Here is an 11497-nt window from a genome sequence, read left to right on the forward strand (position 1 = left end):
AGGGCTAAATCAACCCCAAATTCATCAATGAAGATCAGATCTTGGGCTAGAATACCCCGCACTAACTGCCAAAACTCAAATCGCTTTGTTGAACTCGCTCAGTTCTTTCTCACGGGGATGCAGCGTTTTTTTAAGGGTCAAGTTCAGCTTCTGAAGCATCCGAAACATTGTCGTTATGCTGACTCGAACCCCAACTGCTTCGTCTAACAGATCACACAGTTCGCTCAAGGTGGCATCATTATTTGTCTCAACTAAGCCACTCAACACAGCCAGATGCTCAGCACTGAGTTTGCTGGGGGTTTGTTCTGTTCGCTGCTTCGGACGGATAGTCCCGGTCTCTCGATATTGCTTCGTTAGTTTGCGTACAAAGCTGTATGCTACATGAAACTGTTCGGCTAGCTTGCGTTGAGAGGTCTTCCCGTCTATGTATCTCTCAACTATTTTTCTCCGCAAGTCTTCAGAATATGGGCGCACGTTTATCTAGATTAACAGTGGATTCCTATATCTTACCTCGCCAGCCCTACTAGGCTGAAAAACGCTATAGTAGAGAGGTTATCTGTGAGTTGCAAAGATTGTGTGTCGATTTCAGGGGCATCGTTTGCGCAGCGTTGCCGCAGGCAATACCCCGCTCAATCGACGCTCCTATCCCTCCGCACCCACAAGGGGATGCGGTTTCCCGGAGATTTTTATGAACTTTCCTATTGCCAACTAACCTCTTGCGGGTCGATCAGAATCCATTTAGCCTGGATATCGAGTCTGCTGCAACGCCTGAACCAATTCAGGGGTGATCCATAAATTTGGGTCAGAAAACCTGACAAATGGTCTGTGTTCAGGCAATACTGGCAACAGTGATGGGGTTCTTAAAATAACCTTAAAACGTGACTGATATTTCTAGTTGGATAGAGATTGCTCATTCGTGCTGCTATGTTAAGGCATCTGTGTCAAAGTCTGAGTCTGTTTAGATATCAACCTTCGGGAGTCGCTGCTGGCAGCACCTGGCTCCCATTTTTTTTGCTCACATTTCTGGCATCTCCGCTGCCAGTGCTGGCTCAATCGACGGATAACCCCTGCTCTGGAGCGGGATCGGCCCAATTTTCTGGTTTGATGAGTGGCTTGGTGGAGGCATCCACCTGGGTCGATGAACCCGCTGTCGGGATGGAGATGCTGCTGGCGAGCCTTGGCCCTCAACTGCAATCTCTCTTGAGTCCGAGTCCTTGGCCGATGATTAATGAGCGGGCAAAGCAGGCCAAAGTCCCGGTGCTGATGTATCACGACATTCTTCCTGAGAAACAGGTTTTCTTTGATGTGACCCCATCTGAGTTTGAGCACCACTTGGCTCTGATTCACGCGCAAGGTCTGACACCCATTTCCCTTGACCAATTGGTGACCCATCTCCAAACGGGGTTACCCCTGCCAGAAAAGCCGATTTTGCTAACCTTTGATGATGGCTATGGCGGACACTACCAGTATGTGTACCCATTACTCAAGAAGTACGGCTATCCGGGTGTGTTCTCAATTTATACGGCTAAAGTGGGCAAGCATTTAGGGCGCTCTAGCTTGACTTGGGAACAGTTGCGAGAAATGGCCGCCGATCCCCTGGTAACTATCGCCTCTCATAGCCTTACCCATCCCCCTGACCTCCGGGCGTTATCCGATGCCCAACTGCAACAGGAGATTACAGAGTCTAAGCAAGTCTTAGAAGCAGAATTAGGAATTCCCATCCGTTACTTCACCTACCCAGCGGGCTTCTATGATCAACGGGTCTCCAAGTTGGTGACTGACGCTGGCTACCGGGCAGCTTTAACTATGGATGACCTCCATGAGGGATTTGCCGGAGAGTCTGAGAGTCTCCTGGCAATTAAGCGTTTTGGTCAGTCGGCCCTACCGCAGGTGCTCCCCCAAGCTTGGGGGGGAAGCCCTTTGCCTAAGTGGTTCCCAGGGTTTGATTTTCAGTCTCCGGTGGCCGTGAGTCATACTACGGTGAATCAGATTCCCCTGATCCTGATCTCTGGGGGTAGACCGATGACCATCCATGCGGATAGTCGGTATCAGGTTCCTGAGATTCTTGCCAAAACCTCGGCGATCGCGGGGGTGGATGGGGGCTTCTTCTCCCTGGAGTATCTGGACTCCAATGTCATGATTGGCCCGGTCTTCAGTCAACAGACCCAGCAATTTGTGCCAGGGAATGCCTCGGAAAATCCTCGACTCGCAGGGCGACCCTTGGTGCTGATCAGCCCCCAGGAAGTGCGCTTTATTCCCTTTGATCCCAGCCGTCACAATACCCTAGCGGGGATTCAGGCAGAGATGCCCAATGTCACCGATGCCTTTGTAGCGGCAGCCTGGTTGGTAAAAGCTGGACAGCCCCAGCCCGACAGTGCCTTTGGCAATTTGTTTGACTTTAATGCCGAGCGGCATCGGGCTTTTTGGGGCATTAATAAATCGGGGCAACCCGTGATCGGGGTTTCAACAGAGCCTGTGGGATCGGTCAACCTGGGGGAAATTCTTGCCCAGGCTGATTTTCAAGATGCGGTGATGCTTGATTCGGGAGCCAGTACTTCCCTAGCCTATCAGGGGTCATCTCTGGTTGGATATACACCTCGCCCGGTGCCCCATGTTGTTGCGTTGGTGCCACCCTTCGATAGCAATCAGGCTTGTGTGGTTGCTGCTCGCTAAATTGCCTAGGGAGGGATGAATATATGGGTTTAAGTCGCCGTCAATTTTTGGTAATGGCAGGGTCAGCCAGTGGATTAGGGCTGGCATTTTTGAGTCAACGTCTATTTGCCCAAGGGAATGCCCCCCCAACCCCAGCGCCTGTAACCCCTGTCTCCCCCCCAACGCCCATGACCGAATCCGTGGGGCCTGCGGGGTTATTTGCCCCCCAACGAGGGGATGTGCGGATTGTGGTGATTAGTGATTTGAACAGCCAGTATGGTTCCACCGATTACGAGCCGGAAGTTGACAAGGCGATCGCCCTGATCCCGGATTGGAAGCCCGATCTGGTGCTGTGTGGCGGAGATATGGTGGCGGGCCAATATCCCTCCCTCACGAAGCCAGAAATCCAGGCTATGTGGGCTGGTTTTGATCGTCACATTGGGGCTCCCCTGCGTCAGGCTCAACTGCCCTATGGCTTTACGGTAGGGAACCACGATGCTTCCGGTGCGTTAGCCATTGGGGGTCAGCCACTGTTTGCCCAAGAGCGCGACCTAGCAACGGCTCACTGGAATGATCCCCGCCATGATCCCGGCATTCCTTTTGTTGATCGGGCTGGTTTTCCCTTCTACTACACCTTTGAACAAAAGCAGGTGTTTTATTTGGTCTGGGATGCTTCCACCAGTATCATTCCCCAAGCCCAACTTGACTGGGCAGCCCAGAGTTTAGCCAGTCCGGCAGCCCAGAAGGCCAAAATGCGGATTGTCATCGGCCATTTGCCGCTCTATGCCGTAGCCGTAGGCCGAGATGAGCTGGGGGAAATCTTGGCACGGGCGGAGGAGTTGCGATCGCTGCTGGAGCGGTATCGGGTTCATACCTACATCAGTGGACATGACCATGCCTACTATCCAGCCCACCAAGGCAAACTCCAACTCCTCCACTGTGGGATTCTGGGGAGTGGCCCCCGACCCCTACTCAACAGTCATTTACCGACGGAAAAAACCTTGACGGTGATCGATATTGATCTCAATGCTGAGTCTACGACCTACACCACCTACGATGCAGTGAACCTGCAAGTGGTGGATTTCAAGAAACTTCCACGCTTGATTGTCGGTCCCAATGGCAGAGTGTTGCGCCGCGATATTGAGATCACAGACCTCACCCCCGCCGAGCAAGCCTTGACTTGGGTTTCTAGCACTAGCTAGCCTGGATTATGCTTAAAATCTCTCTCGTCATCCCCGACATATTGACGGAGGACGAGGGGAGGCTGAATCAACTGGCTCAAGAACGGTGCTGACATGGAACGAGGTCTGCTGTGGTTGCCCCTGCTGGGACTTTTTATCTGGCTCGCTTGGGCAGGTTGGCATGAAACCCAAAAAATTGCCGCCTACCAGGTATGGGCCCAGGGGTTTCAACGGGCTAAGTATGACCTCTATGCCGTTCTCGGTCAAAATGATGCCGACCTCACCTGGGGTAAGCCCACCCATCGAGGCCCGATTGAGATTCAGACGATCTCCCTTCAAAACGTGCGATCGCTGCGACTGCTGGTTGATGGGCAACCCATTGATCTGACCCTAACGGACATGTCAAGCCGCCAAGGGCGCAGCATTTATATAGAATTGGAGGCGTTCCAGTCTGGGAATCGGCTGCAAATTCCCTTTACTGAAGTCCCCTTAGCGGTGCAGTGGGGACAACATTTACAACGGGAATTACAACGCCTCCATCCACCGTCATCGAGCTGAATCAGGGCTACTACATGAGAAAAATGATGCCAATTGTAAAGCGCTAACCCTCTATTGCTTGAAGGCTAGCGCTTTACTGAGAATTTACAGGGATTTAATTTTAGGGTCTATATTGGCTGACCCCATTTGAATACCTCTTAGAATGCCAGAAACTAGTCAGGGATCAGAAATTTCCTAATATTTTCTTTATAATTAACTTTTTAAAGACTTATATGAATTTGTAACTTTATGTTTCGCAGAAAGCGAGGCCCCTAATATTTGGGAGATCCAGATCTCTAGGGAACGGGAGTGGTATAGGGACTCTCCCAGGTCTGTCATCGGTTCCACCAGAATGGTAAACAGACCCAAGCGATTCCCTGCCAAGACATCGGTAAACAGGCGATCGCCCACCATGCCCACTCGCTCAACGGGTAACTGCATCTCAGCTACGGCCAGACGCAGCTTGCGGCGGGATGGTTTCCCCGCGCCATGGAGATAGGAAAGATTCAGGGATTCAGCAATTCGAGCAATCCGAGCTTCGCTGAGATTGTTACTGAGCAGAGAGAGCTTCAGGCTCTGTCGTGCTTCTTCTACCCACTGTTGCAACGCTGGAGAGATCTCGGAGGATTTCAGAGGGACCAGGGTCTCATCGACATCCAACACCAATCCCTCCAGACCGAAGGCGTGTAAAATCTCTGGCTGGAGGTTTAAGATTGAACCTTCCACCACCAAATCAGGTTGTAGCAGTGTACCCCAGGCCATGGAATTTAAGCCTCGCTGACGTTACAAATTGCCAAAAACAGAGAATGAGAGACCGACCACTCCATTAAGGCCGATGTGGTTGGCTGCCTCGTCGCGCCTGAATCGCTGCTTGAGCGGCCTCATGGGCAGCAAGGGTGCGACTAAAGACATGGCTGCCATCATAGCGGGCCACAAAGTAAAGATAGGGAGTGACTTCAGGGGTAAGCACTGCTTGGAGACTTGCCCGACCGGGACTCGCAATGGGTGTTGGCGGCAACCCAGGGTTGAGGTACGTATTGTAAGGGGAAGCTGTGTTGACTTGGCGGAGCGTCAACGGCTGATCGGGGGTTTGTTGAATCCCCAACCCATACTCAACGGTGGGATCAGATCCCAGCGTCATGCCCAACTGGAGGCGACGCAGAAACACCCCGGCAATTCGGGGTCGCTCCTCTGGGATCACGGCCTCTTTTTCTACAATGCTGGCAAGGGTCACCCAAGCTCGTAAGCTCAATGGGGTTTGAGACTGTTGGCGTTGGTATAACGGCAATGCTACCTGCTCGAATCTCGATAACATCAGGTGGACAACTTGTTGAGGGGTGATTTGATCCTTTGGCAGTAGGTAGGTATCTGGGTAGAGAAAGCCCTCTAGATGAGGCAGCTCCTGGGGTAACCAAGGGTATTGGGCATAGGGAATCTTGTGAGCTGCTGCCATGAACGCCTCAGCCGAGAAAAAACCCTGTCTTTCAAACTCGGCGGCCATTTGCCTCAGGGACCATCCCTCAGGGATCGTCAACGGCTGTTGCACGACTTCCCCCAACCAAATTTTGGTGGCCACCTGCTCCAAAGAGAGACGGGGGGACAATTCATAAGTACCTGCCTGAAAACTTCCCTGGGGCTCCCGTAGCGACAGCCAGCGAGCCCAGAGTTCCCAAGCCGTGGTCGAACGAATCACCCCCAAGGTTTCTAAGTCCTGACCAATCTGTTGGGCAGGGGTGCCCGGCGCAATTTGAATCGTTTGAGCGATCGCCGAGGCATTGACAGGAGCCGTAACCCAACTCCACCAAAACCAACCCAGACAACCTACGAAGCTGCAGGTTGCCAGAGGGACTGTCAGGTAAAGCCACCGCTGAGAAAGACGCTGAATCGCCATGAGCAGATCCTGGTGAAGGCGGGGGCTACTCCAGTTCGTCAAACAATTGGTCTTCCAACATCGGGAGTAAAGGTTCTAGCTTTTCCATTTCTTCGGGAGAGAGCAATTGGGGCTGACCATCTGCCCCTAGACGGGCCAGAATTAAGAAGGGATCCAAGGGAGTATAGATCGTATACTCCTGTTCCTCATGGTAGAAGCTTGCCAACAATTGCAGCTCCTCCTGGTCTTCCTCCTCCTCGTCTAGTTCCTCCTCTTCCTCCAGGTAATCCGGCAGTTCGCCTTCAACGGTGAGAGTGATGGCGGTACGCTTGAGGGTGAGGTTCTGCTCCTCTAAAACAGCTTTGGCAATGGGGAAAATCTGATCGATCTCCGCCTCATCGACGGGCAAAGCTGCTTCATCATCCGCATCTTCTTCCTGCCAAGCGAAGATTTCTACGGGTGAGTCAACCGGCATTAGCAACACATATTCCTGACCTTCTAGTTGCAGGGAATGCTCAACATAGCAGGTGAGTGTCCGCCCCGCCTCGTCGGTCAGGGTGATCGTCGGTGCATCCATCTCAAAATCTTCTGCTTCCATCCCTAGGTAATCCTTATCCATCTTGGACTCAGTCATCTTCAGCCTCCCGTTATTTTGACGAGAGATCAGCTCTCGCTTCAACCAACACAGAAACTGCTACCCCATTATCTCTGGCAAGGTACCCTACAGACTAACCAACTCCCGATGGATTCTTGGCAGTTACTAGATCAGCCCGTCGATCATCTAACCACTGCTGTAAAATCAGTGCTGCGGCGGTGCGATCAATCAGACCTCGATTGCGGGACGGTGAGAGGTGTGCAGCTCTCAACAATGATTCAGCTTCTACGGAGGTTAGACGTTCATCCACATACTCCACGGGCAACTGCAACGCCCGAGACAGTCCTTGAGCAAATTTCTGTACCTGCCGGGCTTGAAATCCCAGATCGCCGTTCATGCAATAGGGTAAGCCCACCACTAAAACCTGTACGTGCCGCTCCTGCACCCAGCACCGCAGTTGCTCAACATCCGAGGCAAAGGAGGTACGCTCCAGAGTCGTCAGTCCGGTAGCGATTAACCCCGTGCCATCACAGCCAGCAATGCCAATGCGTTTTCTACCGACATCGAGACCGAGAGCTGAAATGATGGACATATTTCCTGAAAGGACTCTTTAAGATGATCCGGCTGGGAATCGGTTTCCGAACAGGCTGGAAACTTTGTAACACCTCAGACAGTTGTAGACTATCCAAGGATACTGACTTAGATTCTCTGAGTTTATGCCAGACGGAGCGAGACATCATTAAGGTGTGGGCAGTGCGACTGGCTCCAATGCGCTCCAGGTAAGCCTCTCGCTCTGGTTGATAGTCAGCAGAGGCCAAATACAAACCCTGGGCGGGAAATGCTTGAGCAATGCGCGCCATTTGAGCCATTAATTCTGGATACAACCAGGTATAGGCTGGATGCACCGTCAGTTGAGCCTCATGGGGTTGGGATTGATTGCGACACAACTGCATTTGAAAGTAGCCGATCGCTGCCTTACGTTGGGGTTCAAACACGTAGCCACTGACCACTTCGGTCTGACTCACCCATTGCTGAAAGCCCTGAACTAAGGAGCGAAACAGACTGGTTTTAAAGTCGAGGATATGACGATCAAAGACCTGTCGCACTAGGGGAGGCATGGCAGCAGTATCTAGCTGGTAGAGTAACTGGGCATCCGCATTACTGACGGGTAGGAGATTGGGTAGGTCTGGCTGCCGCTGTGCCAGGGTTTGCAGCGATTCTGGGGCGATCGCCCAGTAGGTCATGTGGGCCAAGGGTTGAAAGCCATTCTGGCGGTACAATGCCAGGGCTGTCTTATTATTGACATCAATTTCTAGCACCCAGGTGCGGGCTTCCCAGACCGTCTCAAAGCGCTGACGCAGCAACTGAGAGCCAACGTCCTGGGGACGAGAACTCAAAGCCCCCTCCCCAAGAGCAGCATCGGTGACGGCAACCTGATCGATCCGCCAAGTACTACGAGTGCGATTGACTGGCGAAACCTGAATCATGCCTAGAAACTGAGCCGCCACCTCAGCAACATGCACACAGAAGTAATAGCGCCAGGGATTGGGAAACCACCCCAGGACTTGCAGCAGCCGATACCAGCGTTTCACCTGCTGGATTTGCTGCCGGATTTGAATCGAGCAACAATCCCCCGCCGTTGCCGATTCTGCGGCCACCAATTGTTCAATGACTTCCAGATCTCGATACTGCATCGGTCGAATCTGGAAGGTCTGGGAGTTGGCGCTTTCGGGAAGCAGCGGGTCCATGTTAGGTGGGGGGATGGGGGTCAGTTGGTCGAATTAACACCAGCGGTGTCTGCTCATCGGCATTCCCGGCTGGGTTGGTTCTCAAGGCTTGGATCAGGAAGGCTGGGGTGATATCGGCAGTCGCTGCCAATATCTTAACTGCTTTCAAGTCATTGACATCGACGATCGCCGCTGACAGTCCAGTTTCCTGACGGATTTGATCGACAATTTGTTGGGAGTGCTGGGGGCCAAGAACAATGAATTGATCATAGGGAGGTAGGGTTCCGGTGACATCATCAATCAGTCGTGCCTGCTCCCCTGCCAGACGATAAAACATTCCAGGTTGGCCCAGTACCTTGGCAACCGCTCCAATCACAAAAGCGCTGAGCACCCGCAGGGGGCCGACAATGTCTACCAACGCCTGTAAGCCACAGGCCGTAGCCAGACTGGAGGTGGGTAAAAAGAAGTAACAGAGCCGTCGTGCCACCCAACCGGGTCGGATCTGGGTGGGATGTCGCCAGCGTCCCTGCATAATGGCCACGGGGGTTTCCCCAAGGGTGACGATGTCTCCCTTCCGCGCATGGGGCAGGACATAGTGGCGCACCACCTCGACGGGATGATCTAAATGGGTGAGAAGATGGGTGCGAATCGGGAGGACATCGGCTTTGGGAGTCGGTCGCCAGCGCTGGGAGGTATCGGGGGTAGGAAACTGTAAGGGTACCACCACATGAGACACTTGAGATTCCCGGCCTGCGGGGCTATAGGTGACATAACGAATCTGGATCCAAGCTGCCTGGAGGTGACTCAGATCCGCCCCGAGAATCTCGACCCGAATCTCTGCTTGGGTGGTTTTGCCCGATTTGACAATGTAAGCGAACCAATAGTTATCAGCTCGGGCTGGGGCATCGGGATGTTGGGGAATAATCTGAATTGTAGAGGTAATGCCCGCTAGGCTCGCGGATGAGAGCAGCGTTACCTGGCACTGCATTTCTGGCACCATGATTTCAAATCGGCTCAGAGGATTCCGCAGGGTAACGTCTCCGACAATCTGGTAGCGTTGCGGCTCGTAAACCTCTAGATTCCACTCCTTGGCAGTGACATCCAGTTGCATGGCAGGGCGGAGTCGATACTGTAACTCCAGAGCCAGACCTCCCAAGGCACCCCCCAGAATTGCCACTCCAATCCCGATCCCAAGACTTTCTAAGATCACAATCAATCCTGTTGAATGGTTACGTTCTAAAACTCTATAGAAGCAGAGGATTTGCCGCCTAGCTAGCCATCGGCCTGTCATGATGATCAACAGGGCGTTAAAGTCCTACTATTTGTAGAAAAATAGCCGTTGGTTAACAGTTTGTTATAAATATTTGTAAACTAGTAACCATTGCCTTAAACCTGTCCTGTCCTCTGAGGAGTCCTATGAAGCAGCTTGTGATGGTTGAGCGCCTATGCCTAATCGGCCATATTTTAGCAATGGCATTTGGCCTGGCAGGGTTATTGTTGGTGCTCCCACATCCAGAATTTATCCTGGCCTTACCTCCCAGTGGGCAGATGGTGTTCCAGTGGAGCATGGCAGGAGGTGGAGTGGTCTATATTTTGCTGGGGGCGATCGCTGTCTCGATCTATGCTTACCGCACCTTAGGACTCCGGGGTTGGCTGGCTTTTATGCTTCCCGCCGTCGGTCTGTCCCTGGGGAGTGAACTCTTGGGAACCAGTACGGGGTTCCCTTTTGGGCATTACACCTATTTGAGTGGCCTCGGTTATAAAATTGCTGGACTGGTGCCGTTTACGATTCCCCTCTCTTGGTTCTACTTGGGATTGGCCTCCTATTTGATTGCCCAAGTAGGACTGCGGACAGTGCCGATCACAGCTCCCCTGCAAGGTCTAGGGGCGATCGCCCTAGGGGCTTTGCTGCTGACATCCTGGGACTTTGTCTTAGATCCGGCCATGAGTCAGACGGCGGTACCCTTTTGGGAGTGGCTACAACCGGGTGCGTTTTTTTGGCATGCCCTACCAAAACTTTGCAGGTTGGATGGGAACCGGAGCCGTGTTTATGACGGTTGCGGCGCTGTTATGGACTCAATTGCCCAACCTCTTGCAAGCCTTTAATGGCAAGGATGCCCGGCAGCAGTTAGGGTTGCCCCTGGCGGTCTATCTGAGTAATTTTGCCTTTGCCGCTGTCATGAGTCTGGCAACCGGGTTGTGGATTCCGGTCATTTTGGGGGTGTTGCTGGGGGTTGTGCCTGCCTTAGTGCTGTGGCAGCTTTCTGCTCGTAGTGGTCTCACCGCCACCTCAGAGGTGATATTGGCAGAGATTGTAACCGAGCCGTCCGCCAGCCTGAAGACTGAGGTGAAGGCATCGGTGCATGTCTGAGATCAGTGCGCTGGCCCTGGGGTTGCTGCTGTTCCAGCTCCCCGCAGTGGCGATTTTGCTGAGTCGTTTACTGCGGGGGCCGCTCCGCCATCCTTCCCTCCAACCCCAAGGGGCCTCACCCGAGTGGCTAGGAACGGTCAGTGTGGTGATTCCAACGCTGAATGAGGTGCAGCGGTTGACCCCCTGTTTGCAGGGGTTAACGCGACAGGGCTATGAGGTACGGGAGATCACCGTTGTCGATAGCCGTTCTCAAGATGGCACCCCGGATCTGGTCAAGCGTTTCCAGCAACACGATCCACGGCTGCGGCTGTTGACCGATGACCCGCTACCGCCCGGATGGGTGGGTCGCCCCTGGGCGTTACACACGGGCGTTTTTAAACAGTTCCCCCCAGAGTCAGTGGATTTTAGGGATCGATGCCGATACCCAGCCTCAACCGGGGTTGGTGGCCAGCCTAGTGACCACTGCACTGGCGGAGGGATACGATTTGATTTCCCTCTCTCCACGGTTTATTCTCAAGACCCCTGGAGAACTCTGGTTACAGCCGGCGCTGCTCATCACCCTGG

10 protein-coding genes and 2 pseudogenes are annotated in these 11497 nt (G+C 53.1%); 5 read left to right on the forward strand and 7 right to left on the reverse strand.

The window, feature by feature from the left end; translation table 11 throughout:
• Positions 1–75: 75 nt before the first annotated feature.
• A complete protein-coding gene (locus tag DO97_RS30420) occupies positions 76–474 on the reverse strand; it encodes a helix-turn-helix domain-containing protein (RefSeq protein WP_036536695.1) in 399 nt (132 codons plus the stop codon).
• Positions 475–1011: 537 nt separating this feature from the next.
• Here DO97_RS30420 and DO97_RS19430 point away from each other — a divergent pair.
• From DO97_RS19430 to DO97_RS19440, 3 genes are all read left to right on the forward strand, one after another.
• The gene (locus DO97_RS19430) at positions 1012–2673 is read left to right on the forward strand and encodes a polysaccharide deacetylase family protein (RefSeq protein ID WP_239651897.1); all 1662 of its coding nucleotides are present in this window, start codon (positions 1012–1014) and stop codon (positions 2671–2673) included.
• Between the two features lie 23 nt (positions 2674–2696).
• Positions 2697–3854 (forward strand): metallophosphoesterase family protein, encoded by a 1158-nt coding sequence (locus DO97_RS19435; RefSeq protein WP_036536700.1) that lies wholly within the window; start codon positions 2697–2699, stop codon positions 3852–3854.
• A 93-nt stretch (positions 3855–3947) separates the two neighbouring features.
• The gene (locus DO97_RS19440; protein ID WP_036536703.1) at positions 3948–4391 is read left to right on the forward strand and encodes a hypothetical protein; all 444 of its coding nucleotides are present in this window, start codon (positions 3948–3950) and stop codon (positions 4389–4391) included.
• A 192-nt stretch (positions 4392–4583) separates the two neighbouring features.
• On the opposite strand, the gene DO97_RS19445 is transcribed toward DO97_RS19440, so the two are convergent.
• From DO97_RS19445 to DO97_RS19470, 6 genes are all read right to left on the reverse strand, one after another.
• The gene (locus tag DO97_RS19445; protein ID WP_036536705.1) at positions 4584–5132 is read right to left on the reverse strand and encodes a YqeG family HAD IIIA-type phosphatase; all 549 of its coding nucleotides are present in this window, start codon (positions 5130–5132) and stop codon (positions 4584–4586) included.
• Positions 5133–5196: 64 nt separating this feature from the next.
• Positions 5197–6261 carry an endolytic transglycosylase MltG gene (gene mltG / locus DO97_RS19450; protein ID WP_081980879.1) on the reverse strand — a complete coding sequence of 355 codons (1065 nt, stop codon included), beginning with the start codon at positions 6259–6261 and terminating at the stop codon, positions 5197–5199.
• A 25-nt stretch (positions 6262–6286) separates the two neighbouring features.
• Complete coding sequence (locus DO97_RS19455; RefSeq protein WP_036536710.1) at positions 6287–6838, reverse strand: DUF3727 domain-containing protein; 552 nt, start codon at positions 6836–6838, stop codon at positions 6287–6289.
• A 130-nt stretch (positions 6839–6968) separates the two neighbouring features.
• Entirely contained in the window at positions 6969–7427 is a 459-nt protein-coding gene (gene ruvX, locus DO97_RS19460; protein WP_036536707.1) for a Holliday junction resolvase RuvX, read from the reverse strand.
• On the reverse strand, positions 7390–8583 hold the full coding sequence (locus DO97_RS19465) for a GNAT family N-acetyltransferase (protein WP_052128978.1): 1194 nt from the start codon (positions 8581–8583) through the stop codon (positions 7390–7392). Before DO97_RS19465 ends, ruvX begins: the two co-directional genes overlap by 38 nt.
• Position 8584: 1 nt before the next feature.
• Complete coding sequence (locus tag DO97_RS19470; RefSeq protein WP_036536717.1) at positions 8585–9769, reverse strand: F420-0--gamma-glutamyl ligase; 1185 nt, start codon at positions 9767–9769, stop codon at positions 8585–8587.
• A gap of 209 nt (positions 9770–9978) precedes the next feature.
• Between DO97_RS19470 and cruF the strand changes: the two are divergent.
• A pseudogene (gene cruF / locus DO97_RS27910) lies at positions 9979–10933 on the forward strand (gamma-carotene 1'-hydroxylase CruF).
• A pseudogene (locus DO97_RS19480) lies at positions 10926–11497 on the forward strand (glycosyltransferase family 2 protein); the annotation flags it as partial. The pseudogenes cruF and DO97_RS19480, both read left to right, overlap by 8 nt.

It is taken from the genome of Neosynechococcus sphagnicola sy1, from assembly GCF_000775285.1.
Lineage (GTDB): Bacteria > Cyanobacteriota > Cyanobacteriia > Neosynechococcales > Neosynechococcaceae > Neosynechococcus > Neosynechococcus sphagnicola.